Here is a 24,649-nt window from a genome sequence, read left to right as displayed (position 1 = left end):
GATCCACTCTAGGAAGTGGCAGGCTCCGGTGCCAGGATTGCGGAAGAATGGAGAGCATGTCTTCCACCACTTTCGAGCGCACTCAGCGCGTCGCCGTCCTCGGCGGCGGACCCGGCGGTTACGAGGCGGCCCTGGCGGCCGCCCAGCTCGGAGCGGAGGTCACCCTCGTCGAGCGCGTCGGTGTCGGCGGTTCAGCCGTGCTCACCGACGTGGTGCCGTCGAAGAGCCTCATCGCGACGGCGGACGCCGCTGTCGCCATCTCCGAGGCCAGCGACCTGGGCGTGAACTTCTACGCCAAGGGCGAGAACGGCAAGCCGCTCAAGCCGGAGATCGCCATCAACCTCGCCGCCGTGAACAAGCGCCTCGTGGCGCTCGCCGGTCAGCAGTCCGAGGACATGCGCACCACCCTCCTCGACGCCGGCGTGCGGATCCTCTCCGGTCACGGCCGTCTGGAGGGTCCGAACGCCATCGTCGTCTCCACGGGCGAGCGGGGCACGGACTTCGACCGCGTCGAGGCCGACACCATCGTCGTCGCGGTCGGCGCCTCGCCGCGCGAGCTCGACTCCGCCAAGCCCGACGGCAAGCGCATCCTCACGTGGACGCAGCTCTACGACATGAAGGCGCTGCCCGAGCACCTCATCGTCGTCGGCTCCGGCGTGACCGGCGCGGAGTTCGCCTCCGCCTACATGAACCTCGGGGCGAAGGTCACGCTCGTCTCCAGCCGCGAGCAGGTCCTCCCCGGCGAGGACCAGGATGCGGCGCGCGTGCTGGAGAAGGTGTTCAAGCGGGGCGGCATGCAGGTGCTGTCGAAGTCGCGGGCCGAGAAGGTCGAGGTCACCGGCGACGGCGTCACCGTGACCCTGTCGGATGGCCGCACGGTCGAGGGCAGCCACTGCCTCATGGCGGTCGGCTCCATCCCGAACACCGCGGGCATCGGCCTGGAGGAGGCCGGCGTCGAGCTCGACGACTCCGGTCACGTCCGGGTGAACCGCGTCGCGCGCACCTCGGTGCCGAACGTGTACGCGGTGGGCGACTGCACGAACTTCTTCCCGCTGGCATCGGTGGCCTCGATGCAGGGGCGGACGGCGGTGTTCCACGCGCTGGGCGACATCGTCATCCCGCTCGAGCTCATCAAGATCACCTCCAACATCTTCACGGCGCCGGAGATCGCGACCGTCGGCTACGGCGTCAAGGACGTGGAGGACGGCCTCGCCGACGGCATGGTCTACAAGCTCCCGCTGGCCGCCAACCCGCGCGCGAAGATGATGGGCATCAAGGACGGCTTCGTCAAGCTCATCGCCCGCAAGGGGTCCGGCACCGTCATCGGCGGCGTGATCGTGGCGCCGAAGGCCTCCGAGCTCATCTACCCGATCGCGATCGCGGTCGAGCGTCGCCTCACCGTCGATCAGGTCTCCCGCGTGTTCGCCGCGTACCCCTCGCTCTCCAGCAGCATCACCGACGCGAGCCGCGCGATGCACCTCGTGAACATCTCCTGACCGAGACCCCCCGCAATCGCCGAGACCCCGGGCTGCAGACATCTGCAGCCCGGGGTCTCGGCGTGAAAGCGGGGTCTCGGGTCAGGAGATCGGGTCAGGAGATCGTGAGGAGCTGGTGACCGGCGGAGACCGTGGCGCCCGCGGCGGCGTCGATGTTGCCCACCACGCCGTCCTTGTGCGCCTGCAGCGGCTGCTCCATCTTCATCGCCTCGAGGACGACGACGAGGTCGCCCTTGACGACCTGCTGCCCCTCCTCGACGGCGACCTTGACGACCGTGGCCTGCATCGGCGACTTCACCGCGTCGCCGGAGGCCCCGGCGTTGGCGACGGTGGCGTGGCTGCGGCGCGACGGCGGGACGGCCGCCGGGCGACCGGCGGTGCCGGGGGCGACCGCGACGCGATCGGGGAGGCTGACCTCGAGGCGCTTGCCGCCGACCTCGACGACGACCGTGTGCCGGGCGTTCGTGGGAGCCGGAGCCTCGAGCTCGCCGTCCCACGCGGGGATGTCGTTGTCGAACTCGGTCTCGATCCAGCGCGTGTACACCCCGAACGTCCCGTCCTCGGCCGTGAAGGCGGGGTCGCGGACGACCTTGCGGTGGAACGGGATGACGGTGGGCAGACCCGCGACCTCGAACTCGTCGAGGGCCCGACGCGCGCGCTCCAGGGCCTCGGCGCGGTCCTTGCCGGTGACGATGATCTTGGCGAGCAGCGAGTCGAACGCGCCGGAGACCGCGTCCCCGGCGGTCACACCGGAGTCGAGGCGGATGCCGGGGCCGCCGAAGGTCTTGAAGACGTGGATGGGGCCGGGCTGGGGGAGGAATCCGCGACCCGGGTCCTCGCCGTTGATGCGGAACTCGATGGAGTGCCCCTGCGGCTGGGGGTCGTCGTAGTCGATCGTGCCGCCGGCGGCGATGCGGAACTGCTCGCGGACGAGGTCGATCCCGGTGACCTCCTCGGACACCGGGTGCTCGACCTGGAGGCGGGTGTTCACCTCGAGGAAGGAGACCGTGCCGTCGGCGCCGATGAGGAACTCGCACGTGCCCGCGCCGACGTAGCCGACCTCCTTGAGGATGGCCTTGGAGGCGGAGTAGAGCTTCTCGTTCTGCTCGGGGGTGAGGAACGGGGCCGGCGCCTCTTCGACGAGCTTCTGGTGCCGGCGCTGCAGCGAGCAGTCGCGGGTCGAGATGATGACCACGTTGCCCTCGGCGTCGGCGAGGCACTGGGTCTCGACGTGCCGGGGCTTGTCGAGGTACTTCTCCACGAAGCACTCGCCACGGCCGAACGCGGCGACGGCCTCGCGGGTGGCGGATTCGAACAGCTCCTCGACCTCGTCGAGCTCACGGGCGACCTTGAGGCCGCGTCCGCCGCCGCCGTACGCGGCCTTGATGGCGATCGGCAGGCCGAACTCCTGGGCGAAGGCGACGACCTCGTCGGCACCCGAGACCGGGCCGGGGGTGCCGGGCGCGAGGGGCGCACCGACCTTCTCGGCCACGTGGCGGGCGGTGACCTTGTCGCCGAGCGCCTCGATCGCCTCGGGAGAGGGGCCGATCCAGATCATCCCGGCGTCGATCACCGCGCGCGCGAACTCGGCGTTCTCCGCGAGGAAGCCGTAGCCGGGGTGCACGGCGTCGGCGCCGGCGCGGCGGGCGACGGAGAGGATCTTCTCGATCTGGAGGTACGTCTCGGCGCTTGTCGCGCCACCGAGCGCGTACGCCTCGTCGGCCAGGCGCACATGCAGCGCGTCCCTGTCCTGGTCGGCGTAGACGGCGACCGAGGCGATCCCGGAGTCACGAGCGGCACGGACGATGCGGACGGCGATCTCGCCGCGGTTGGCGACGAGCACCTTCGCGATTTCAGGCATGGTTGCCAGCCTAGCGAGTAGCATCCCGATACTTTTGACGACTCTCGACAAGAAAGAGGGAAAAACGTGGAGGGGAGTCTACGACCACAGATCCGTCCACCGGACCCCGAGGTCGGCGGTGAGGCGGCGCACGGTGGACAGCGACATGCCCACCACAGTGGAGGGGTCGCCCTCGACCTTGGTGATGAAGGCGCCGCCGAGACTGTCGACGGTGAAGGCTCCGGCGACGTGCAGCGGCTCACCCGACGCCACGTACGCGGCGATCTCCTCATCGCTCACGTCGTCGGCGAACGTCACCGCGGCCTCCGCGACCGCGGTCGCCTCGACGGGTTCGATGCCGGGGGCGACGCGGAACACGGAGTGCCCGGAGTGCAGCACCCCCGTGGCGCCGCGCATCTCCCGCCACCGGCGTGTGGCCTCCTCCGGCGTGTAGGGCTTGCCGTACACCTGATCCCCGAGGGCGAACATCGAGTCCCCGCCGATGACGATGCCGTCGAACGCGCCCTCGGCGGCCAGTCGCGCGGCGACGGCCGCGGCCTTGGCACGGGCGAGCAGCAGCACGAGGTCGGCGGGCGCGAGGGGGCCCATGCGCTCCTCCGCCGCGGCGGCGAGAGCGTCCTCGTCCACCTCCGGCGACAGCGTGAGCGGTTCGATGCCGGCCTGACGCAGCAGCATGAGCCGGGCGGGGGAGGTGGAGGCGAGGCAGACGCGCATGGAGACCACCGTATCCTCGAAGGATGACTTCCTCCGCAGCCGACGTGCTCGATCTCGACATCACCGGCATCGCCCACGGAGGCACCTTCGTCGCCCGTCACGAGGGACGCGTGGTCTTCGTCTCCGATGCGATCCCGGGGGAGCGCGTCCGTGCCCGGCTGCTCGACCCGTCCGCAGGCGCCGGGGAGCCCGATACCCGGAGCTTCTGGCGCGCCGAGACGATCGAGGTCCTCGACGCCTCCCCGCATCGCCGGCCGCACATCTGGCCGGAGGCGGACGTCGCACACGACCCCGCCCAGCGGCCGGGGGGTGCCGACCTCGGGCACATCGACCTCGACCACCAGCGCGTGCTCAAGCGCCAGGTCCTCTCGGAGGCGTTCGACCGCTTCGCCGGTCCCGGGCTCGAGGCCCCGGAGATCGAGGCCGTGGAGTCCGGGGACGGGACGGGGTGGCGCACCCGGGTGACGCTGCACGTCGACGATGCCGGGCGGATCGGCCCGTTCGCCGCCCGCAGCCACCGGGTCGTTCCTGTCTCGACCTACCCGCTCGCCCGCCCCGCGATCGCCGAGGCCGCCCTGGCCCTGCAGGGCGAGAAGGCCGGACGCATCGAGCTGGTGGAGCCCGCGGACGGCCGGGTGCGCATCCTCCGGCACCCCGAGGCCGAGCGTCGGGCGCCCAGGGACCGCCGCCCTCGACCGAAGCCCGAGGTGGTGCAGGAGCGCGTGGGCGACCGCACGTTCGACGTCGACGCCGGCGGATTCTGGCAGGTGCATCCTCGTGCCGCCTCCGTCCTCGACGGCGCCGTGTACGGACTGCTGGACGGTCATGTGGAGCCGGACGCGACGCATTACGACCTGTACGGCGGCGTCGGCCTCTTCGCGCGGACGCTCGCCGACCTCGGCGGCACCGACGTCGTCACGGTCGAGTCCAGCCGACGCGCGACCGCGCATGCCGCCGCGAACCTCGCTCCGCTCGAGGTGGCCGCCGTCACCGCCCGCGTCGACCGTTTCCTGCAGCAGCCGCGACGCGGAGGCACGACGGGGGCCGTCGTGCTCGATCCGCCCCGGTCCGGTGCCGGCCGGGCGGTGGTGGAGGGCGTGCACGCCCTGTCGCCGTCTGCCATCGCCTACGTCGCCTGCGATCCGGTCGCCCTCGCGCGCGACCTCGGGACGTTCCGCGGTCTGGGGTGGCGGGTGGAGGCCCTGCGCGGTTTCGACCTGTTCCCGCACTCGCACCACTTCGAGGTCGTCGCGCTGCTCACCCGGTGAGCGCATTCCCGGCCGCGGGTCCGTGACTCACTAGGCTGTGGGCATGAGCACCGTCGCCCTCATCGACGACCACGAGTCCGTCCGCCTCGGCCTCGAGGCCGCGTGCGCCAGGGACGGGCAGACCGTGGTGTTCACGGGGAGCACCGTCGGCGCCTACCTCGTGTGGCGGTCCTCGACGGGGGCTCCGCCCGCCGACGTCGTCGTGCTCGACCTCACACTGGGGGACGGGACGACCGTGACGGAGAACGTCGTGTCCCTCGTCGCCGACGGTGCGAGCGTCGTGATCCACAGCGTCGCCGACCGGCCGGCCGCGGTCCGGGAGGCCCTGGCGGCGGGTGCGGCCGGTGTCGTCAGCAAGTCGTCGGCCCTCGACGACGTGCTGGACGCCATCCGGACCGTGGCCCAGGGCGAAGCGCTGAACAACGTCGAATGGGCGAGTGCGGTCGACGGAGACCGGGCGTTCGCCGATGCCCAGCTCTCCACCCGCGAGCGGGAGGTGCTCCGCCTGTATGCGACGGGCCTGCCGCTGAAGGCCGTGGCCGAGCGTCTCGGCGTCGCGTACTCCACCGCGAAGGAGAACATCACCCGGATCCGGGTGAAGTACGTCGAGGTCGGTCGGCCGGCGCCCACCAAGGTCGATCTGCTGCGACGCGCGATGGAGGACGGCATCGTGACGGCCGACGGGGCGCCGAGTGCCCGCTGAGCCGCTGAGCGTCCGCGACGCCTGGAGCAAGATCCCGTCTCCCGGCAGCGCGGAGAACGGCTTCGAGCGGTTCACCGGGAAGCGGATGGAACGCATCCTGGCGATCGTGGTCGCCCTGGGGTCGGCCGTGCTCGGGGCACAGGCGCTGATCGCGGCCGTGCAGACGATGTCCCGCGCGGACGCGCCGCACATCTCGATGCTCGTCGCCGTCTTCGTACCGCTGACCGCGATGCTCGTCGCCTGTCTGGTCGGACGCGGCGTGCGCCTGGCCGCGGGGGTGTTCGCCGTCGTGTACGTGCTCGCGCTCGCGGCATGGCCGGTCGTCGTCGACCCGACCGACAAGGTCGCAGGAGACCAGCCGTGGATCTTCTTCCTCGTGAACGTCGGCGTGGTGGCGGCGATGCTCGCCTTCCCCGTGCGGCTGCAGTTCGCGTGGGCCGTCGGCGTGCCCTTTGTCTACGGATACGTGCGTCTGGTGCAGGGGGAGTTCTCCCGGGAGTTCTGGGTCACGACGGCGTTCGACGTCTCCTTCACGCTGATCCTCGGCGTCGTGATCGTCTCGCTCGGCTGGATGTTCCGTTCGGTCGCCGCAGGCGTCGACGAGGCGCGGGGCACGGCTGTGGCCTCGTACGCGACGGCGGCCGCCGCGGCGGCCGCCGAGGAGGAGAGGGTCGCCATGTCGGCCCTCATGCACGACAGCGTCCTGGCCGCCCTCATCGCCGCAGAGCGCGCGGAGGGGGAGCGGGCACGGGAGCTCGCCGTGGCGATGGCCAGGGAGGCCCTCACGCGGCTCGCGAACACCGAGGCGGCGGTCGCGGAAGAGGGCAGCGACGAGCCGGTCGGAGCCGCGCAGATCGTCGTGGAGCTGCGACGAGCGCTCTCCGAACTCGGCGCGGACGCCATCGTGGAGGAGCGCGGCGGCAGCGGCCTCATCCCGGGGCGCGCCGCGCGAGCGCTCGTCCTCGCCGCCCGCCAGGCGATCGGGAACGCGGTCGCACACGCCCACGGTCGTGGCCTGCACATCCTCGTCGTCGGTCACGGTGACGAGGGCATCGGCGTGACGATCTCGGACACCGGCGGCGGCTTCGACGTCGAGGCCATCGGTCCCGACCGGCTCGGCATCCGCGCCTCGATCCTCGCCCGCATGGCCGGCGTGGCCGGAACCGCGCACATCGCCTCGGATGCGGACGGCACCGTCGTCACCCTGGGGTGGGAGCGCTCATGAACCGGACCGTCCGCAGCGTCGCGACCTCGCTCGCCGTCGGCTTCGCACTGTACTTCGTCGCCCGGGGGATCTGGTGGATCGAGCAGCCGACGGCTCCGCTGCTCATGGTCCTCGCCATCGCCGTGTACCTCGTGGTGGTGAACATCGCGATCCTCGGGAGTCCGGCCACGGTGCGGATGCCGCTGTGGTCGGCGCTCCTCGCCCTCGGAGCGAGCGCGATCATCCCGGTGCTGGTCACCCTCTCGCTGGACCCCGACGATCGGACGGCGCCCTTCGCCACCTGGTACATCGGCGCCCTCGGTCTGCTCGGCATCGTCTGCGTGGTCCGTCGCCGCGCGTGGGCGGGCTGGGCGACGCTGGTCGTGCTCGTCGTCGCCGCCTCCGCCGCCCTCGGGCTCGGCGTGGCGCTGAACCTCGGTGTGGTGGGGTCGATCATGTGGGTCGCGGTCGCCCAGCTCCTGGTGATGTTCTGGGACCGTGCCGTGAGCGACACGGAGCGCCTGTCGGAGATCCAGCAGGCGGTCTCGGCCTGGCACGCGACCCAGCGGGTGCGCCAGCGCGAGCGTCGCCTCCGCACCCAGTTCGCCCTCGCCGTCGCCGGCCCCGTGCTCAGCCGGGTGGTGGCGTCGCGTGGAGAGCTCGACGATGCGGAACGGCTGGAGGCGAGGCTCGCCGAGGGGCGCCTCCGCGACGAGCTGCGCGGCGCGGACCTGCTGAACGACGACGTCCGCAACGCGATCGACGCGGCCCGCCGTCGCGGCGCCTCGGTGACCGTGTTCGACGAGGGCGGACTCGACGGGGTCGACGAGGGTCGGCGCATGGAGATCCGCGACGAGCTCGCGTCGGTGCTGCGCAGCGCCGGCACGGGGCGCATCATCATCCGCTCGGCACGAGACCCGCTCGTCGCCGTCACCGTCGTCGGCCGGGCCGGCCTGCGGGCCTCGGACGACGACTCCGTCGACCTGTGGCACGAGATCGCGAGGGAGCGACGCGGGACGACGTCCGACGCGCGGCGATGAGAGTGGGCGAGGGGCGGCGAATCCGCCTGCCCCTCGCCATGCGGACAGTTACCCGAAAACCGTCCGCTGGTGGCCGATCAGCGTCTGTCTACCCTGGGACAGAGAGACCAGCCGAACGCGAAGCGTCTCCTCTAGTCTGCGGGGCCGTGCAACGGTTGTCTGTAGGTATTTTGGGGGACAAAACCCGGCCATCGGCTCAGCCCGCGAAACGTCCCCACGGGATGTCCCGGCGCAGCGGTCGGCGGAGGGGGCGCTGGGTGCGGGTCCAGGCAGAGACCCGCGGCTCCTCGACCGTCGCCTCGGCCTGTTCGGTCGCGTAGGCGTCCCCGAGCACGGCGATGAGGGCTGCGAGCTCCTCCTCGGTGGCGGTGCCGCGCGTGATCTCGAACAGCACGGGCGCGGGCGCCGCCCCGTCGGCGGCGGGATCCAGGCCGCTCACAGCGGGATGTTCCCGTGCTTCTTCGGGGGCAGCTCGGCACGCTTGCCCCGCAGGGCCCGGAGCGCCTTCGCGATCGCCACCCGGGTGTTCGCCGGCTCGATGATCCCGTCGAGCTCGCCGCGCTCGGCCGCGAGGAACGGCGAGGCCACGTTGTAGGTGTATTCGTTGGCCAGCCGCGTGCGGACCGCCGCCACGTCCTCGCCCGCTTCCTCCGCCTTGCGGATCTCTCCGCGGTACAGGATGTTGACGGCTCCCTGGCCGCCCATCACGGCGATCTCCGCGGTGGGCCAGGCGAGGTTCACGTCGGCGCCGAGCTGCTTCGACCCCATGACGATGTACGCACCGCCGTAGGCCTTGCGCAGGATGACGGTCACGAGAGGCACGGTGGCCTCGGCGTAGGCGTAGAGGAGCTTGGCGCCGCGGCGGATGACGCCCGTCCACTCCTGGTCGGTTCCCGGCAGGTAGCCGGGGACGTCGACGAGGGTCACGATGGGGAGGGAGAACGCGTCGCAGAAGCGCACGAACCGGCTCGCCTTCTCGCCCGCCTCGATGTTGAGCGTGCCCGCCATCTGGGACGGCTGGTTGGCGATGATGCCGACCGAGCGGCCCTCGATGCGTCCGAAGCCGATGACGATGTTCGGCGCGAACAGCGGCTGGACCTCCAGGAAGTCGCCGTCGTCCACGACGTGCTCGATCACGGTGTGGATGTCGTACGGCTGGTTCGGGGAGTCCGGGATGAGGGTGTTGAGCGTGCGGTCGGCGTCGGTGGTCTCGAACTCGAACGCGCTCTCGTAGGACGGCAGCTCCGCCATGTTGTTGTCGGGCAGGAAGCCGAGGAGCGTGCGGGCGTAGTCGATCGCGTCGTCCTCGTCCTCGGCCAGGTAGTGTGCGACGCCGGAGCGCGTGTTGTGCGTGTAGGCGCCGCCGAGCTCCTCCATGCCGACGTCCTCGCCGGTGACGGTCTTGATCACGTCGGGTCCGGTGACGAACATCTGGCTGGTCTTGTCGACCATGATGACGAAGTCGGTGAGGGCGGGGGAGTACACCGCGCCACCGGCCGCCGGGCCCATGATGATCGAGATCTGCGGGATCACGCCGGAGGCGCGGGTGTTCAGGCGGAAGATCTCGCCGTACTTGCCGAGCGCGACGACGCCCTCCTGGATGCGCGCGCCGCCCGAGTCGAGGATGCCGATGCACGGCATGCCGCCGGCCAGGGCGAACTCCATGATCTTGACGATCTTCTCGCCGGCGACCTCGCCGAGCGACCCGCCGAAGGTGGAGAAGTCCTGCGAGTACACGGCGACGGTGCGGCCGTGGATGGTGCCGACGCCGGTGACGACGGAGTCGCCGTACGGGCGGGAGCGATCCATGCCGAACGCCGTGGTGCGGTGGCGCACGTACTCGTCGAACTCGACGAAGCTGCCGGGGTCGACGAGGAGTTCGATGCGCTCGCGGGCGGTCATCTTGCCCTTGGCGTGCTGCTTCTCCTTCGCCTTCGCCTCGGCGTCGACGACGGCCTCGGTGTAGCGAGCGCGCAGGTCCGCGATCTTGCCGGCGGTGGTAAAGGGGTCGGGCTTGTCCGTCACGGATTCCACCCTAGCGTCGGGTTCGCGCCGTCCGTTGGATGATCGGCACAACGGGGCGGCGGATCCTTTGGCGAGGTGCGCGCTCCCTCATCCGGCGGTCGTGTCGGAACCCGGGCGCGGCGGCAACCCGTGATCGCCGTCCGCGTGACCGGCGTCGAGCTCGTCAGCGGAGTGCTCGCGTCGGCGACCGGCGATCTCGCCGACCCGGTGTCCGACCCATCCCGCGCCACGCGCCACGGTGCCCGCGGCTCCCGCGACCGCGTTGCCGGCGTAGCGCGCTCCTCGCAGCATCCGCAGCTCCACCTTCTCGGCGCCGGGGATGGGCTCCAGCTCGGCGGGGAGGGTGAGAGGCGCGGCCCCGAAGGCCCGGTGGGAGGTGGTGAGCACGCGGCGTCCGAGGATGTGGTTGCCCGCCCCGCCGATCGCCGCGCCGATCCCGAAGGGCATCGCCTTGCCGAGGAACGATGCCCCGCCCTTGGCCGCGAACTGCTTCACGAACATCCCTTTGAGCTGGTCCACGAGCGGCCCCACGGCGGCGCGGGGGAGCGACTTCGTCACCATCTCGCCCCAGTACGCCGAGCGGCTGCTGCCGCGACCGGTGACCTGCCGGGCGAGCTGCCCGACGAGGTCGACGCCCTCCTTGCCGAGCATGAGGGTCATGACGAGAGCGCGGGCACGGTCGGGGTTGCCCACCGCGATGCCGTGCACCTCGGCGACCGACTGCGCGAAGAGGGCTGTGGATTCCACGAACCCCACGGTCTCGACGCCGGAGAGCGCGAGGGTGATGCCCGTGCCGATACCCGGCACGACGGCGGTCGCCCCCACCGCGGCCCCACCGGTCGTGACGGCTGCGAGGTAGCGCCGCTCCAGGATCCGGATGATCTCGTCGGGGGTCGCGTGCGGGTTGCGGAGCCGGATGCTGCGGATGTGGGCGAGCACCAGCGGGCGCTGGATGGAGAGCACCCGGTCGAGCCCGCGGACCATCATCGGGTGTTCGGGGGAGCCGACCGGCGGCACGCCCTTGTCCCACGGGGCGTCGTCCGGGAGCGAGTGGATCTTGTGCACCTTGGGGGCCATGTGCCGATCCTATGAAGCCCTTCCGCGAAAACACCGAGAGCCCCGGTCCGTGGCGGAACGGGGCTCTCGGAGGGGAGCGTCACACGAAGAGGTTCGCGCGCTCCAGGTCTTCCGCGAAGTCGACCTCGACCGCGTACAGGTCGGAGACGTCCATCGGCTCGAGCAGCAGGCCGTCCTCGGCGATCGCCAGCTCGAGACCCCGCTCGAAGTAGTCCTGGTCCTCGACCCGCTGCAGCTGGCGCATGAACGCCTTCTTGAAGCCGGAGGAGATGTAGTTGATGCCGACCGCCTCGCCGAGGCCGCCCTTGACGGACTTCGACAGCTCCTTGATGAAGCCCTCCGCCGTGACGGTGTACTTCACCTCTTCGTCGCTGACCTTGGCGGTGTTGACGGTGACGAACGACTGGTCCCGCTCGATGTACGCGGCCGCGCGACCGAGGATCATCGGGTCGAAGACGACGTCGCCGTTCATCCACAGCACGCCGCTCCTGCCGGTGGCGCCCAGGGCGCGCAGGAGGCTCTTCGAGGTGTTCGTCTCGTCGTAGCGGTCGTTGTGGACGTAGTTCACGGAGGGGAAGGCCTCGATGATCGTCTCCGCGCGGTAGCCCACCACCGTGGTGATGCGCGCGTCGGATCCGAAGGCGGCGCGGATGTTGTCGTGCTGCTGGCCCATGATCGTGCGGCCGTCGCTGAGCTCGGTGAGCGGCTTGGGCAGCGCGCGGCCGAGGCGGGAGCCCATGCCCGCGGCGAGGATGACGGTCTGAAGAGTCACGAATACTCCTAAAGGAAGTTGTGTTCACGGTCGTTTCACCGACCAGACACTTCGTCGTGCCGGGAATCATGGTAGCGATTTCCCCTGGGAAGCCCGGGGCCAGGGGGGTCCCGTTGCCATTTCGTGACCGAGTACACACGCAACGCACAGGGACGGCAACCCCCTTGCAAATGCCGCGAAGAAGGGGTTCTGATGTCGGAATGTCGCGTGGGGCCTTGGCTCTCAGCCACCCGTTGATACCGTAGGACGGTGACTTCCTCCCCTGATGACCCCACCCCCCAGGCAGAGGGAGCCGAGACTCCGACCGAGGCCTCCGCGCCCGCTCGGAAGCCGGCCGCCAAGAGACCTGCCTCGTCCTCCGCCGGCGCGAAGAAGGCGACCGGAGCGAAGTCCTCCGCGCCGAAGTCGGCAGCGGCGAAGACCGCAGCCTCGAAGACCACCACTGCGAAGTCCACGTCGGCGAAGACCGCATCGGCGAAGACCGCCGGCACGACGTCCACGAGCCCGAAGACCACGAGCCCGAAGACCACGGCGGCGAAGGCCGCGGGTGCGAAGGCCGCTCCGGCGAAGTCCACCGCAGCGAAGTCCTCCAGCCCGGCGAAGTCCTCGACGGCGGCGAAGACTCCCGCGGTGAAGAAGCCCGCGGTGAAGAAGCCCGCGGCGAAGACTCCCGCGGCGAAGACTCCCGCGGCGAAGACTCCTGCGGTGAAGAAGCCGACCGCCGCGCGGCCCGCACCGACCAAGGCCGCAGCCGAGAAGGCGGCCCCCACGTCCGAGGTCGTGGTCGAGCCCACGCCCGCAGCGAGCGTGGATCCCGCGACCGCGCGCACGGCGTCCGCCGCCCGAGCAGCCGCGGTGAAGAACACCGCCGCGCGGACCACGAGCCCGAAGCGTCCGTCCGCGACGACCACGAAGCCGAGCGCTGCTGCCGCCAAGACGTCGGCTGCCAAGACGGCTGCGGCCAAGGCCGCCGCGGCGAAGACGGCCGCCGCGAAGGCATCGGCGGCCAGGACGACGGCCAAGACCACCGCCGCCAAGACCGCTGCGGCGAAGGCGGCTGCGGCCAAGGCGGCTGCCGCGAAGGCCGCGGAAGCCGAGGCCGCGGAGGCGCAGGCGGCGGAAGCCGCGGCTGCGGACGCACAGGCCGCGGACGCACAGGCCGCCGCGGAAGCACAGGCCGCCGCGGAGACGCAGCCCGAGGAGCCCGCCGCGGTGGTGGCGTCGGACGACGGCACCACCGAGTCGGCGACGCGCGTCGAGGACGCCGCCGCCATCGAGGATTCCGCCGCGGAGCCCGCGGTCGAGGTGTCCGACACCGCTCTGCCGGTGACGACGGAGCCTGCACCGGAGGACGGCCGCGTCGCGGAGGTCGAGATCGTCGAGGTCGTCGACGCGGTGATCGCCGAGGAGCCGCCGACCGAGGTCGTCGAGGAGGAGGCGGCGGGGCCCGCCACCGAAGCCATCCGGATCCGCGGTCTCGTGAAGCAGTTCGGCGAGAACCGGGCGGTGGACGGCATCGACCTCACGGTCCCGGCCGCCTCCTTCTACGGCATCGTCGGACCGAACGGCGCCGGCAAGACGACGACCCTGTCGATCGTCGCCGGCCTCCTGCGCGCCGACGAGGGCAGCGTTCTCATCTGCGGCATCGATCAGGCGACCGAACCGCTCGCCGCGAAGCGCGTGATGGGGGTCCTGCCCGACCGCCTGCGCACCTTCGACCGCCTCACCGGCCGGCAGCTGCTCTACTACTACGGTCTGCTCCGCGGACTCGCGGCCGACGTCATCGAGAAGCGCACGGGTGACCTCGCCCGGGCGTTCGACCTCGGCGATGCCCTGAACCGGGTGGTCTCCGACTACTCGGCCGGAATGACCAAGAAGATCATGCTCGCGGGCGCGATGATCCACTCGCCGCGCGTCCTGGTGCTGGACGAGCCGTTCGAATCGGTCGATCCGGTGTCGTCGGCCGTGATCCTCGACATCCTCCGCGCCTACGTCTCGCACGGCGGCACGGTGATCCTGTCGAGTCACGGCATGGATCTCGTCGAGCGCGTGTGCTCCCGGGTCGCCATCATCGTGAACGGCGAGGTGCTCGCCGAGGGCACGATCGACGAGGTGCGCGCGGGCCAGACGCTCGAATCGCGCTTCGTGGAGCTCGCGGGATCCAGCGGAGAGGTGGAGGGGCTCGAGTGGCTGCACACGTTCTCCGACTGAGGTTCGCGCTCCTCCTGGGCGCCCTGCGCGGGGAACACCGGGTGCGCATCCTGCTCTCCTTCGGCGCCGTGATCGCGGTCACGGTCGTCGTGTGCGTGGCGGTGTTCAGCCTCGGCGACGCTCCGGTGCCCGTGTCCAAAGCGGTGACCGTGCTCGGCGGGGCGGCTGTGCTGCTCGGCTTCCTCGTGGGGCCGCTGCTCGTGGGGGCCGTCGACCAGCTCGATCCGCGGCGCTTCGCGGTGTTCGGCGTCGACGAGCGGAAGATGCCCTGGGTGCTCGCGATCGCGTCGCTCGTCAGCGTTCCGAGCCTCGCGCTCCTCGCGGTCTACATCAGCGTGACGGTCGTCGCGATCGGCGCCGGCGCGCCGTGGATCCCGGCGGTCCTCCTGGCGCTGACGGGGCTGCTGTCGACGATCCTCCTCTCCCGGGTCGGGATGGCGCTCAATGCGCTCCTGCTCCCGGAGCGCCGCTCCCGAGAGCTCACCGCGCTGTTCGCCCTCGCCCTCATCGTGATCGCGTTCCCTGTCGCCGTGTTCCTCGGTTCCTTCCGCTGGGACGGCGAGGTGCCGGCATCGCTGGCGACGCTGACCTCCGTGATCGGCTTCACCCCGCTCGCCGCCTCGCCGGCGGCGATGTTCGCGGCGGCCGAGGGCGACACCGCCGCGGCCTGGATCAGCGGCCTGGTGGCCGTCGTCACCCTGGCGCTGCTGTGGCTCGCCTGGACCTGGTTCGTGCGCCGCCTGCTCACGACCACCGAGCGTCCGGTGGCGGCACGCGAGCGCAGCGGACTCGGCTGGTTCGGCCTCCTGCCCTCGAACGCCTTCGGTGCCATCGCGGCACGGAGCCTCGTGTACTGGCTGCGCGACCGCCGGTACATCATGAACATCATCGTGGTGCCGGTGGCGGGCGTGCTCACCGTGTTCCCCCTGATCGTCGCGGGCGTGCCGGTCGAGATCGCCGCCCTCGTCCCGGTGCCGGTCATGGCGCTGTTCTTCGGCTGGCTGCCCCACAACGACGTCGCCTACGACTCGACGGCTCTGTGGACCCACGTCGCGAGCGGCGTCCGCGGTCTGCCGGACCGTCTCGGACGCCTCGTCCCGGTGCTGCTCGTCGCCGTCCCCGTGCTGGCGATCGCGGTGCCGCTCTCGCTGCTCCTCGCCGGGAGATGGAGCCTCCTGCTCCCGCTCGTCGGTCTCGGGGCGAGCCTGCTGTTCAGCGCCCTCGGCATCTCCAGCGTGGTGTCCGTGGTGGCGCCGTACGCGGTCTCCCGTCCGGGGGACAGCCCGTTCCAGCAGCCGCAGCGTCCCACGTCCCGCGGCGTGTACGGCCCCGCGGCGGCGTTCGTCGGGGCGATCGTGCTCAGCGTGCCGACGATGTGGCTGTTCGCGGCGAGCATCGTCACCGATCCCGGCTACGCGCCCGCCGCGTTCTGGGTCGGCATCCTCACCGGGATCGCCGTGTTCATCGGGGGCGCCGTGCTCGGCGGTCGCATCTTCGAGCGCAGCGGCGAACGTCTCATGGAGTTCGTCGAGACCGCGTGAGACCGCCCCGCGGAGGCGGAGACGCGGCTAGAATCACGGGATGAGTACTCCGCTGGACAGCCCCGATCAGGGCGGCGTGGCAACGCTTGATCGCGAACTGGAAGAACTCCTCCGCGAGGAGAACATCGAACCGGGCGACCACGAGCGCTTCTCCCACTACGTCAAGAAGGACAAGATCCTCGAGTCGGCGATCACGGGCAAGCCCGTCCGCGCCCTGTGCGGCAAGAAGTGGACGCCGGGGCGCGACCCCGAGAAGTTCCCGATCTGCCCGACGTGCAAGGAGATCTACGAGTCGATGGTCCGCTGACCCCGGTCAGTCGGCCTCCACGTAGACGGTCGGGATCGCCGGATCCGACTTGCTGAGGGCCAGCGCGCGCACCGGGAGCTCTTCGCGGACGCGCAGGTGATGCGCACGGGCGGCGGCAGTACCCGCAGCGCCCTCGTAGGTGGAGTCGATCTCGCCGCCGTCGACGAGGGTGACCTGGAGCGGTCGTCCGTCCGGGTGCTCCGCAGGGGTGTCGAGCGCCTCGAACCCGTCGGAGACGACGACGGTCTCCGACGCGGCGACCCCCTCGCTGAGCGTGCGGAACGCCGCCTTGCGGCCGCCAAACGACGCCTTGTCGGCGGAGGCCTTGGCGACCCCGATCCATGAGCCGTCGGCGTCCTGCCGGGCCACGAGCTTGTAGACCATGCTCGCCGTGGGGTATCCGGAACCGGTCACGACGGAGGTGCCGACGCCGTACGCGTCCACGGGGGAGGCCGCCAGCGCGGCGATCGCGTACTCGTCGAGGTCGCTCGTGACCGTGATGCGGGTCTCGGTGGCGCCGAGCTCATCGAGCTGCGCGCGCACCTCCGCGGCGACGATCGGCAGATCCCCGGAGTCGATGCGCACGCCGCCCAGCCCGGTCCCGGCCACGCGGATCGCCGTCTCGACCCCGGCGCGGATGTCATAGGTGTCGACGAGGAGCGTGGTGTCCGTGCCCATGCTCTCGACCTGCGCGCGGAAGGCGTCCTCCTCGCTGTCGTGCAGCAGAGTCCAGGAGTGGGCGGCGGTGCCCATGGTCGGGATGCCCCAGGCCCGCCCGGCCTCGAGGTTGCTCGTCGCGCCGAAGCCGGCGATGTAGGCCGCCCGTGCCGCGGCCACGGCGGAGCGCTCCGCCGCGCGGCGGGAGCCCATCTCGGCGAGCGGTCGCTCCCCGGCCGCGATGCTCATACGCGCGGCGGCCGTGGCGACGGCGGAGTCGTGGTTGAGCACGCTCAGCGCCAGAGTCTCCAGGACCACCGCGTCCGCGAACGAGCCCTCGACCGTGAGGATGGGGGACCCGGGGAAGTACAGCTCGCCCTCGCGGTAGCCGCGGATGGTCCCGGTGAAGCGATAGCGCTCGAGGTAGCCGAGGGTCTCGGCGTCGACGATGCGCTCGTCACGGAGGAAGCGCAGCTCGTCATCCCCGAAGCGGAAGTCGCGCAGCAGGGCGAGCAGCCGTCCGGTGCCGGCCACGACGCCGAAGCGGCGCCCGCCGGAGAGCCGTCGCGAGAAGAGTTCGAAGACGCTCGGTCGGGACGCGGTGCCGTCCCGGAGCGAGGCGGCGAGCATCGTGAGCTCGTAACGGTCGGTGAGCAGCGCCGTCGACGTGGTCATGCGCTCAGCTTAGTGAGCGCCGCGATGCACGCGGCGCCGCGCACGCGGGTAGGCTTGGGGGTCATGAACGACGCGCCGATCGGGATCTTCGACTCCGGTGTCGGCGGGCTCACGGTGGCCAGGGCCATCCGGGCCCAGCTGCCCCGCGAATCGTTCGTCTACATCGGCGACACCGCCCACTCGCCGTATGGTCCCAAGCCCATCGCCGACGTGCGCCGCTACGCGCTCGAGGTGCTCGACACGCTCGTGGACCAGGGCGTGAAGATGCTCGTGATCGCCTGCAACACCGCGTCCGCGGCCATGCTGCGCGATGCGCGCGAGCGCTACGACGTGCCCGTCGTCGAGGTGATCGGTCCGGCCGTGCGACGCGCGGTGTCCACGACGAGGAACGGCCGGGTCGGTGTGATCGGCACCGTCGGTACCATCGGCTCCCGGGCCTACCAGGACATGCTCGAGGTGAACGAGCGCCTGCAGGTGTTCACGGCGGCCTGCCCCCGGTTCGTCGAGTTCGTCGAGGCCGGCGTGACCGGGACCCCCGAGGTGCTGGCCGTCGCCGAGGAGTACCTCGCGCCGCTGCGAGAGGCCGAGGTGGACACACTCGTCCTCGGCTGCACGCACTACCCGTTCCTCCGTGGCGCCATCAGCTACGTCATGGGGGAGGGCGTGACCCTCGTCTCCAGCGACGACGAGACCGCAGGCGACGTGTACCGCCAGCTCGTGCGCGGCGATCTGTTGGCGCCGCCCGACGCCACGGCGACCTACGTCTACGAGGCCACGGGCGACTCCGCCGATGACTTCACGGCGCTCGCGAACCGGCTCATGGGCCGTGAGGTGCGCGACGTGCAGCTCGTCCAGACCGGCGTCATCACGCTCCCCGATTCCGCCCTCGACGCGCGCTGAGCCCGTCGCTCCCACCCCGACCGAGAGAAGCACATGACCGACATCGTCCGCGCCGACGGCCGTTCCACCTCGCAGCTCCGCGAGATCACCATCGAGCGCGGCTGGAGCGCGCAGGCCGAGGGCTCGGCTCTCATCAGCTTCGGCGGGACGAAGGTGCTGTGCACCGCCTCGTTCACGAACGGTGTGCCGCGCTGGCTCACCGGCAAGGGCAAGGGCTGGGTCACGGCCGAGTACGCGATGCTCCCGCGCGCGACGAACAGCCGCAACGACCGGGAGAGCGTGAAGGGGCGCATCGGCGGCCGGACGCACGAGATCTCCCGCCTCATCGGCCGCGCCCTCCGTGCCGTCGTCGACACCAAGGCGCTGGGCGAGAACACCATCGTCATCGACTGCGACGTGCTCCAGGCGGACGGCGGCACCCGCACGGCGGCGATCACCGGCGCCTACGTCGCCCTGGCCGACGCGATCGAGTGGGGACGGGACAAGAAGTTCATCGGCAAGAACTCGACGCCGCTGCTCGACTCCGTCTCCGCCGTCTCGGTCGGCATCGTCGACGGGGAGCCGATGCTCGACCTCGCCTACGTCGAGGACGTCCGTGCCGAGACCGACATGAACGTCGTGGTGACCGGCCGCGGCCTGTTCGTCGAGGTGCAGGGCACGGCCGAAGGGGCGCCGTTCGACAAGCGCGAGCTCGACGCGCTCCTCGACCTCGGCGTCGCCGGCTGCGCGGACCTGAAGGAACGGCAGCTCGCCGCTCTGGCAGGAGCCTGAGCATGCGCGTCGTCCTCGCGACCCACAACCCGCACAAGGTCGCGGAGTTCCAGCAGATCGTGCAGCAGACGCGGCCCGACCTGGAGGTCGTCGGCTACGACGGTCCCGAGCCGGTCGAAGACGGGGTGACGTTCGCCGAGAACGCGCTCCGCAAGGCGCGAGCGGCTGCCGCGCACACCGGCCTCGCGGCGCTCGCCGACGACTCCGGCATCTGCGTGGACGTGCTCGGCGGCTCGCCCGGGGTGTTCTCGGCGTACTGGGCAGGGCAGAAGAAGGACGCCACGGCGAACCTGGAGCTGCTGCTCGACCAGCTGCGCGACATCGCCGACCCGCATCGCTCGGCGCACTTCACCTCGACCATCGCGCTCGTCCTCCCGGACGGTCGCGAGCACGTCGTGGAGGGGATCTGGCCCGGACGCCTCGCCCACGAAGCCTCCGGAGCCGGGGGCTTCGGCTACGACCCGATCTTCCTCCCGGACGGTCAGCCGGCCGGCGCGGAGCGCACCGTGGGGGAGTACACGGCGGAGGAGAAGCAGTCGCAGTCGCATCGCGCCCGCGCCTTCACGGCGCTCGTGCCGCTGCTCGCCGCGCTCTGAGCGTCGAAGAGAAGAACCCCTGCTGACGGTGAGAATCGTTACTGTTCCCGACTAGCCGGGAACGGCCTCGCTGCACCCGCCGCCGGGCTAGCCTGGGGGCATGCACGATCATGCGCCCGCGCCCGGCGGTCTCCGTTCGGCGAGCAGCCGCCGCCTGCTCGCGATCTCCCTGACCCTCACGGCCACCGTGATGATCGTGCAGGTCGTCGGAGCTCTGCTCACGGGATCGCTGGCGCTGCTCGCGGACGCCGCGCACATGTTCACGGACGCCTCGGCGCTCGTGATCGCGCTGATCGCCGCGACCGTGGCGGCGCGGCCCGCGGACGATCGGCGGACGTTCGGCTATCAGCGCGCGGAGGTCTTCGGCGCGCTGATCAACGCGGTCATCCTCATCGCCCTCGCCGCGGTCGTCGCCGTGCAGGGGGTGCAGCGGCTGCTGAACCCCTCCGAGGTCGAGGTCGCCGGCGGGCTCATGCTCGTCGTCGCGGTCGTCGGCCTCGTCGCGAACGCGGTGTCGATGTGGCTGCTCAGCCGTGCCCAGCGCACGAACCTGAACGTGCGCGGCGCCTACCTCGAGGTGATGGGCGACCTGCTCGGCTCGCTCATGGTCATCATCGCGGCGGGCGTGATCCTCGTGACGGGCTGGATGCCGGCCGACGCCCTCGCCTCGCTGTTCATCGCGGCGATGATCATCCCGCGGGCGTTCGTCCTGCTCAAGGAGGTGTTCTCCGTGCTCGCCGAGTCGGCGCCGAAGGGCATGGCCGTCGGCGAGATCCGCACCCACCTGCTCGGCTACGACGGCGTCGTCGGGGTCCACGACGTGCACGTGTGGCAGCTCACCCGCGGTGCTCCGGTCTTCACCGCGCACGTCAGCGTGCGGCCGGACCTGCTGGCGGACGGCCGCTCGGCGGCGCTGCTGTCGGAGATGCAGGCGTGCCTCGCGGATCACTTCGACGTCGCGCACTCCACGTTCCAGATCGAACCGGCCGAGCAGAGCGACTGCGAACCGCACCACGCCTGAGCGGCGTGCCCCTCAGGCCTCGACGGTGATCTCGTCGACGGTCTTGTCGGGACGCAGACCCCGCCAGCGGGCGTGCCGCAGGATGCCGTCCGGCGTCCAGTTCGCGAACTCCACCTCGCCCACGAGCTCGGGGCGCACCCACAGCGCGTCGGAGGCGTCGGGTCGGGGGACGCCGTCGAGCGGTGCGCGCGGCACCCGCAGCGGCTCCAGGCGCGCCAGGAGGTCGCGGAGGATGCGGTCCGTGAAGCCGGTGCCCACACGTCCGATGTAACGGAGGTCGCCGTCCTCCGGGACCGCGAGGAGGAGGGAGCCGAGAGTGCCCTCCCGCTCGCCCTTCCCCGGGCGGATGCCGACGATCACCGCCTCCTGCATGCGGGTGTTCTTGAGCTTGAGCCAGGAGGGCGAGCGCTGGCCGGCACGATACCGTGACGCCGGGTCCTTCACGACGACGCCTTCCAGGCCGAACTCCTCGCTCGCGGCCAGCGCCGCGTCGACGTCGTCGAAGACGGGAGGGACCTGGATGGGCGCGTCGACCCCCGCCACGATGTCGCCGAGCAGCGTGCGCCGCTCGCGCAGCGGCATCGCGGTGAGATCATGCCCGTCGAGACGGAGCAGGTCGAACAGCATGTACACGACGGGTGTGCGCACGACCTCGCGCTCGATCTCCCGCGGGCGGGTGAGATGCATGCGGTTCTGCAACAGCGAGAAGCTCGGCCGACCGGCGCTGTCGAAGGCGACGATCTCCCCGTCGACGATCGCCTCGTCGACCGGGAGGAACGGGGCACCGTCGGCCGTCAGCTCGGGATAGCGCGCGGTGATGTCGGTGCCGCGACGGGCGTGCAGCGACATGTGCCCGTCGCGCCAGGTGCCGATCGCACGGATGCCGTCCCACTTCACCTCCACCCAGGAGGGGGTGCTGAGGTTCCGAGCGATCGCGGGGGTGCCGTTCTCGGCGAGCATCGGGGCGAGGGAGGGGAGGGTGGCGCCGGCGGGTGACGGTGCCGGCGCGGCGAGGGGCCGTCCGTGGCGGGCGGGGGCGGGGGCCGCCGCCCGGATCGCGGGAGCCGGGGTCGAGGCGGGCGCGTGCGCGGGCAGTGCCGGAGCGTCGGGGCGGAGCGACGAGAGGGGGTCGAATCCCGCAGCCGCGCGCGCGAGCACGTCGTCCAGTTCGAGGTGCGCGAGCCCCGGATCGTCGAGCTCCTCCCACGTGCGCGGCGCCGCGACCCCGGGCCGGGCACGCCCGCGCAGGGAGTAGGGGGAGATCGTCGTCTTCTTGCCGTTGTTCTGGCTCCAGTCGAGGAACACCTTGCCCCCGCGCACGGCCTTGGACATGACGCTCGTCGCAAGATCCGGGTGCTCGTTCTCGATGATGCGGGCCAGCTCCCTGACCACGGCGGACACCTCGGCGCTGGTCTGCTCCCCGGGCAGGGACGCGTAGAGGTGGATGCCCTTGCTGCCGCTCGTCACGGGAAGAGGGTCGAGACCCATGCCGGTGAGGAGCGTCCTGGCGATCCGGGCGACCTCGGCGCACTGCGCGAGGTCGGCACCGGGTCCGGGGTCGAGGTCGAGCACGAGACGGTCCGGGCGTCCGGGTAGACCCTGCGGGGTGAACCGCCACTGCGGCACGTGCAGCTCGATCGCCGCGACCTGCGCGAGCCACACGAGCGTGGGCACGTCCTCCACCAGCGGGTACGCCTTGGGACCGTCGGAGTGCTGGATGTCCTGCCGCGGGATCCAGTCCGGAGCGCCGGGCTCGAGCTGCTTCGTGAAGAAGGAGTCTTCGGGGGCGGCGGCGGTGCCGACCCCCTCGACCCAGCGCTTGCGGGTGACCGGGCGGCCGTCGAGGAGCGGCAGGAGCAGGGGCGCGATGGCCGTGTAGTAGGCGATGACCTCCCCCTTGGTCGTGCCCGTCTCCGGATAGACGACCTTGTCGAGGTTGGTCACGCGCAGTCGTCGGCCGTCGACCTGTACGACCTGTGCCTCTCCCACCATGGAGCCAGCGTAGTCAAGGGGTGGTCGTGACGGGTGGGGCTGGTGTCTACTGGTGTGATGAGGACGATCTGGAAGGGCGCCCTGACGTTCGGGCTGGTGAACGTGCCGGTCAAGGTGTACTCCGCGACCGAGGACCACGACGTACCGCTGCATCAGGTGCACGACAAGGACGGCGGCCGCATCCGCTACCAGCGGACCTGCGAGGTGTGCGGCGAGACGGTCGCGTACTCCGACATCGACCGCGCCTACGTCGACGACGGCCAGACGGTCGTGCTCACCAAGGACGACCTCGCCGCGCTTCCGGCGGAGAAGAGCCGCGAGATCGACGTCGTGGAGTTCGTGCCCTCCGAGCAGGTCGATCCGCTCACCCTCGACAAGCCGTACTACCTGGAGCCCGACTCGAAGTCGCCCAAGGCGTACGTGCTGCTGCGCAAGACCCTGGAGCAGACCGACCGCACCGCGATCGTGCGGTTCACGCTGCGCCAGAAGACCCGGCTCGCCGCGTTGCGCGTGCGGGGCAAGGTGCTCGTGCTCCAGACGCTCCTGTGGTCGGACGAGGTCCGGGAGGCGGAGTTCCCGTCCCTCGACGAGGACGTGCGGATCTCGAAGAAGGAGCTGGAGCTGTCGTCCTCCCTCGTCGACAGCTATTCGGCCGACTTCGATCCCGAGGAGTTCGTCGACGAGTACCAGAAGGAGCTCCGCACCCTCATCGACGCGAAGATCGAGGCCGGCGAGACGTTCGATGTGGCCGAGACGTTCGGTGGCGACGCCGAGAAGGCCGCCGACGGGGGCGAGGTCATCGACCTGATGGAGGCGCTGCGCGCGAGCGTGGCCCGCTCCAAGGAGAAGCGCTCGAAGAACGCGGGCTGACCCCGCGCGGGGTCAGTGCTTGCCGTCGCCGTCGAGGTCGGGGGCCCGGTCGAACACGTCGGCGTCGAGGACGAGCTCCTCCGCCTCCGCGTGGTCGGTCACGACGTCTTCGCCCGCGGCCGCGGCCTTCTTCGCCTTGTGGCGCTCGGAGAGGTAGTGCCAGAGGGTGACGAGCGCGGTGCCGCCGACGGCGACGAGCAGGATGATGTCGATGTAGTCGACGACGAGGTCTCGCACCCACGGGATGTAGGCGATGAGGTACCCGACCATCGTGAGGCCGAAGCCCCAGATCATCGCCCCGATGAAGTTGTAGAGCGAGTAGCGCCGCCAGGGCATGTGGCCCACGCCGGCCGCGACCGGGGCGAAGGTGCGCACGATCGGCACGAAGCGGGCCAGGATCACGGTGAGACCGCCGAAGCGCTCGAAGAACGCGTTGGTGCGCTCGACGTTCTTCTTGCTGAACAGGCCGGATTCCTTGCGTTCGAACACCGCGGGGCCGCCCTTGTGCCCGATGACGTAGCCGACCTCGCCCCCGATGAACGCCGAGAGCGCGATGAGCAGCGAGACGACCCAGATGTTCACGCCGAAGACGTTGCTCGTGTGGGTCAGCAGACCCGCGATGATGAGCAGCGTGTCACCGGGCAGGAGGAAGCCGACCAACAGACCGGTCTCGGCGAAGATGATGAAGCAGACCACGAGGAGCGCCCACGGACCCGCCGCCCCGATGATCGTCTGCGGATCGAGCCACGGGATGAGCGCGGTGGGGGCGTGCAGCATGCTTTCGAGCACTGGCGGGATTCCCGTCGGTCGTGAGGTGTCGGCGGTGGAGCGGTACGGGCGCCGAAGCACCCGTCGTGCGGAAGGTGGGACTTGAACCCACACGCCCTGGGGCACAGGAACCTAAATCCTGCGTGTCTGCCAATTCCACCACTCCCGCGCGGTGGCTTC

22 protein-coding genes and 1 tRNA gene are annotated in these 24,649 nt (G+C 71.0%); 13 read left to right on the top strand and 10 right to left on the bottom strand.

All coding sequences use genetic code 11. From position 1 onward, the window contains the following. Positions 1 to 47 precede the first annotated feature (47 nt). Positions 48 to 1,496: an NAD(P)H-quinone dehydrogenase gene (locus ACIQID_RS13565; RefSeq protein WP_025105680.1), complete on the top strand. Its 1,449-nt coding sequence runs from the start codon at positions 48 to 50 to the stop codon at positions 1,494 to 1,496. Positions 1,497 to 1,590: 94 nt separating this feature from the next. Here ACIQID_RS13565 and ACIQID_RS13560 read toward each other — a convergent pair whose 3' ends face one another. Further along, positions 1,591 to 3,357 carry a biotin carboxylase N-terminal domain-containing protein gene (locus tag ACIQID_RS13560; RefSeq protein ID WP_400286021.1) on the bottom strand — a complete coding sequence of 589 codons (1,767 nt, stop codon included), beginning with the start codon at positions 3,355 to 3,357 and terminating at the stop codon, positions 1,591 to 1,593. Between the two features lie 78 nt (positions 3,358 to 3,435). Continuing rightward, entirely contained in the window at positions 3,436 to 4,071 is a 636-nt protein-coding gene (locus ACIQID_RS13555) for a Maf family protein (RefSeq protein WP_400286018.1), read from the bottom strand. Between the two features lie 23 nt (positions 4,072 to 4,094). Between ACIQID_RS13555 and ACIQID_RS13550 the strand changes: the two genes are divergently transcribed. Genes ACIQID_RS13550 through ACIQID_RS13535 form a run of 4 tightly spaced genes read left to right on the top strand, consistent with a single transcriptional unit; the run spans position 4,095 to position 8,286 of the window. Continuing rightward, on the top strand, positions 4,095 to 5,339 hold the full coding sequence (locus ACIQID_RS13550) for a class I SAM-dependent RNA methyltransferase (RefSeq protein ID WP_400286015.1): 1,245 nt from the start codon (positions 4,095 to 4,097) through the stop codon (positions 5,337 to 5,339). A gap of 43 nt (positions 5,340 to 5,382) precedes the next feature. Next, complete coding sequence (locus ACIQID_RS13545) at positions 5,383 to 6,042, top strand: response regulator transcription factor (protein WP_312675195.1); 660 nt, start codon at positions 5,383 to 5,385, stop codon at positions 6,040 to 6,042. After that, complete coding sequence (locus ACIQID_RS13540; protein WP_400286012.1) at positions 6,032 to 7,267, top strand: ATP-binding protein; 1,236 nt, start codon at positions 6,032 to 6,034, stop codon at positions 7,265 to 7,267. The genes ACIQID_RS13545 and ACIQID_RS13540 overlap by 11 nt, the downstream gene beginning before the upstream one ends. Beyond that, positions 7,264 to 8,286 carry a hypothetical protein gene (locus ACIQID_RS13535; protein WP_400286009.1) on the top strand — a complete coding sequence of 341 codons (1,023 nt, stop codon included), beginning with the start codon at positions 7,264 to 7,266 and terminating at the stop codon, positions 8,284 to 8,286. Before ACIQID_RS13540 ends, ACIQID_RS13535 begins: the two co-directional genes overlap by 4 nt. A gap of 196 nt (positions 8,287 to 8,482) precedes the next feature. Here ACIQID_RS13535 and ACIQID_RS13530 read toward each other — a convergent pair whose 3' ends face one another. From ACIQID_RS13530 to ACIQID_RS13515, 4 genes are all read right to left on the bottom strand, one after another. Then, complete coding sequence (locus ACIQID_RS13530) at positions 8,483 to 8,725, bottom strand: acyl-CoA carboxylase subunit epsilon (RefSeq protein ID WP_400286006.1); 243 nt, start codon at positions 8,723 to 8,725, stop codon at positions 8,483 to 8,485. Further along, positions 8,722 to 10,311 (bottom strand): acyl-CoA carboxylase subunit beta, encoded by a 1,590-nt coding sequence (locus ACIQID_RS13525; RefSeq protein WP_370670667.1) that lies wholly within the window; start codon positions 10,309 to 10,311, stop codon positions 8,722 to 8,724. Before ACIQID_RS13525 ends, ACIQID_RS13530 begins: the two co-directional genes overlap by 4 nt. An 87-nt stretch (positions 10,312 to 10,398) precedes the next feature. Next, complete coding sequence (locus ACIQID_RS13520) at positions 10,399 to 11,388, bottom strand: hypothetical protein (RefSeq protein ID WP_400286001.1); 990 nt, start codon at positions 11,386 to 11,388, stop codon at positions 10,399 to 10,401. Positions 11,389 to 11,467: 79 nt separating this feature from the next. Beyond that, positions 11,468 to 12,160: an NTP transferase domain-containing protein gene (locus ACIQID_RS13515; RefSeq protein ID WP_025105324.1), complete on the bottom strand. Its 693-nt coding sequence runs from the start codon at positions 12,158 to 12,160 to the stop codon at positions 11,468 to 11,470. Positions 12,161 to 12,409: 249 nt separating this feature from the next. On the opposite strand from ACIQID_RS13515, the gene ACIQID_RS13510 reads away from it, so the two are divergent. From ACIQID_RS13510 to ACIQID_RS13500, 3 genes are read left to right on the top strand one after another with little or no spacing between them, the layout of a single operon-like run. Continuing rightward, positions 12,410 to 14,371, top strand: coding sequence for an ATP-binding cassette domain-containing protein (locus ACIQID_RS13510; RefSeq protein WP_400285997.1), 1,962 nt, complete (start codon positions 12,410 to 12,412; stop codon positions 14,369 to 14,371). Further along, positions 14,347 to 15,912 carry a hypothetical protein gene (locus ACIQID_RS13505; protein ID WP_312675187.1) on the top strand — a complete coding sequence of 522 codons (1,566 nt, stop codon included), beginning with the start codon at positions 14,347 to 14,349 and terminating at the stop codon, positions 15,910 to 15,912. The genes ACIQID_RS13510 and ACIQID_RS13505 overlap by 25 nt, the downstream gene beginning before the upstream one ends. 40 nt (positions 15,913 to 15,952) lie before the next feature. Continuing rightward, positions 15,953 to 16,219, top strand: a complete 267-nt coding sequence (locus ACIQID_RS13500; RefSeq protein WP_025105320.1) for a DUF3039 domain-containing protein — start codon at positions 15,953 to 15,955, stop codon at positions 16,217 to 16,219. Positions 16,220 to 16,225: 6 nt separating this feature from the next. Here ACIQID_RS13500 and ACIQID_RS13495 read toward each other — a convergent pair whose 3' ends face one another. Continuing rightward, positions 16,226 to 17,551 (bottom strand): nicotinate phosphoribosyltransferase, encoded by a 1,326-nt coding sequence (locus ACIQID_RS13495; protein WP_400285993.1) that lies wholly within the window; start codon positions 17,549 to 17,551, stop codon positions 16,226 to 16,228. Positions 17,552 to 17,614: 63 nt separating this feature from the next. Between ACIQID_RS13495 and murI the strand changes: the two genes are divergently transcribed. The 4 genes from murI (at position 17,615) to ACIQID_RS13475 (ending at position 20,839) form a co-directional block, all read left to right on the top strand. Next, positions 17,615 to 18,451: a glutamate racemase gene (gene murI / locus ACIQID_RS13490; RefSeq protein ID WP_136051104.1), complete on the top strand. Its 837-nt coding sequence runs from the start codon at positions 17,615 to 17,617 to the stop codon at positions 18,449 to 18,451. Positions 18,452 to 18,484: 33 nt separating this feature from the next. Continuing rightward, a complete protein-coding gene (rph, locus tag ACIQID_RS13485) occupies positions 18,485 to 19,222 on the top strand; it encodes a ribonuclease PH (RefSeq protein ID WP_259981752.1) in 738 nt (245 codons plus the stop codon). A 2-nt stretch (positions 19,223 to 19,224) separates the two neighbouring features. Continuing rightward, positions 19,225 to 19,818 (top strand): RdgB/HAM1 family non-canonical purine NTP pyrophosphatase, encoded by a 594-nt coding sequence (rdgB, locus tag ACIQID_RS13480; protein ID WP_400285988.1) that lies wholly within the window; start codon positions 19,225 to 19,227, stop codon positions 19,816 to 19,818. 100 nt (positions 19,819 to 19,918) lie between these two features. After that, entirely contained in the window at positions 19,919 to 20,839 is a 921-nt protein-coding gene (locus ACIQID_RS13475) for a cation diffusion facilitator family transporter (protein WP_400285985.1), read from the top strand. 12 nt (positions 20,840 to 20,851) lie between these two features. On the opposite strand, the gene ligD is transcribed toward ACIQID_RS13475, so the two are convergent. Then, a complete protein-coding gene (gene ligD / locus ACIQID_RS13470; RefSeq protein WP_400285982.1) occupies positions 20,852 to 22,831 on the bottom strand; it encodes a non-homologous end-joining DNA ligase in 1,980 nt (659 codons plus the stop codon). Positions 22,832 to 22,888: 57 nt separating this feature from the next. On the opposite strand from ligD, the gene ACIQID_RS13465 reads away from it, so the two are divergent. Continuing rightward, positions 22,889 to 23,701, top strand: a complete 813-nt coding sequence (locus ACIQID_RS13465; RefSeq protein WP_136051108.1) for a Ku protein — start codon at positions 22,889 to 22,891, stop codon at positions 23,699 to 23,701. A 12-nt stretch (positions 23,702 to 23,713) separates the two neighbouring features. On the opposite strand, the gene ACIQID_RS13460 is transcribed toward ACIQID_RS13465, so the two are convergent. Both ACIQID_RS13460 and ACIQID_RS13455 read right to left on the bottom strand, forming a co-directional pair. After that, positions 23,714 to 24,478, bottom strand: a complete 765-nt coding sequence (locus ACIQID_RS13460) for a DedA family protein (RefSeq protein WP_400287126.1) — start codon at positions 24,476 to 24,478, stop codon at positions 23,714 to 23,716. Between the two features lie 78 nt (positions 24,479 to 24,556). Then, a tRNA-Leu gene (locus tag ACIQID_RS13455) sits at positions 24,557 to 24,638 on the bottom strand. Between the last annotated feature and the right edge of the window lie 11 nt (positions 24,639 to 24,649).

It is taken from the genome of Microbacterium sp. NPDC091676, from assembly GCF_044756645.1.
GTDB classification, from domain to species: Bacteria; Actinomycetota; Actinomycetes; order Actinomycetales; family Microbacteriaceae; genus Microbacterium; species Microbacterium paraoxydans_D.
Note: the sequence above shows the minus strand (reverse complement) of the source record. Positions and strands in the feature narration are given on the sequence as shown.

Coding starts and splice junctions, on each gene's coding strand:
- ACIQID_RS13460 (WP_400287126.1), bottom strand. CDS start 24,478: ATGCTGCACGCCCCCACCGCGCTCATCCCGTGGCTCGATCCGCAGACG.
- ACIQID_RS13495 (WP_400285993.1), bottom strand. CDS start 17,551: ATGACCACGTCGACGGCGCTGCTCACCGACCGTTACGAGCTCACGATG.
- ACIQID_RS13550 (WP_400286015.1), top strand. CDS start 4,095: ATGACTTCCTCCGCAGCCGACGTGCTCGATCTCGACATCACCGGCATC.
- ACIQID_RS13535 (WP_400286009.1), top strand. CDS start 7,264: ATGAACCGGACCGTCCGCAGCGTCGCGACCTCGCTCGCCGTCGGCTTC.
- ACIQID_RS13560 (WP_400286021.1), bottom strand. CDS start 3,357: ATGCCTGAAATCGCGAAGGTGCTCGTCGCCAACCGCGGCGAGATCGCC.
- ligD (WP_400285982.1), bottom strand. CDS start 22,831: ATGGTGGGAGAGGCACAGGTCGTACAGGTCGACGGCCGACGACTGCGC.
- ACIQID_RS13520 (WP_400286001.1), bottom strand. CDS start 11,388: ATGGCCCCCAAGGTGCACAAGATCCACTCGCTCCCGGACGACGCCCCG.
- rph (WP_259981752.1), top strand. CDS start 18,485: ATGACCGACATCGTCCGCGCCGACGGCCGTTCCACCTCGCAGCTCCGC.
- ACIQID_RS13555 (WP_400286018.1), bottom strand. CDS start 4,071: ATGCGCGTCTGCCTCGCCTCCACCTCCCCCGCCCGGCTCATGCTGCTG.
- rdgB (WP_400285988.1), top strand. CDS start 19,225: ATGCGCGTCGTCCTCGCGACCCACAACCCGCACAAGGTCGCGGAGTTC.
- ACIQID_RS13545 (WP_312675195.1), top strand. CDS start 5,383: ATGAGCACCGTCGCCCTCATCGACGACCACGAGTCCGTCCGCCTCGGC.
- ACIQID_RS13500 (WP_025105320.1), top strand. CDS start 15,953: ATGAGTACTCCGCTGGACAGCCCCGATCAGGGCGGCGTGGCAACGCTT.
- ACIQID_RS13565 (WP_025105680.1), top strand. CDS start 48: ATGGAGAGCATGTCTTCCACCACTTTCGAGCGCACTCAGCGCGTCGCC.
- ACIQID_RS13475 (WP_400285985.1), top strand. CDS start 19,919: ATGCACGATCATGCGCCCGCGCCCGGCGGTCTCCGTTCGGCGAGCAGC.
- murI (WP_136051104.1), top strand. CDS start 17,615: ATGAACGACGCGCCGATCGGGATCTTCGACTCCGGTGTCGGCGGGCTC.
- ACIQID_RS13465 (WP_136051108.1), top strand. CDS start 22,889: ATGAGGACGATCTGGAAGGGCGCCCTGACGTTCGGGCTGGTGAACGTG.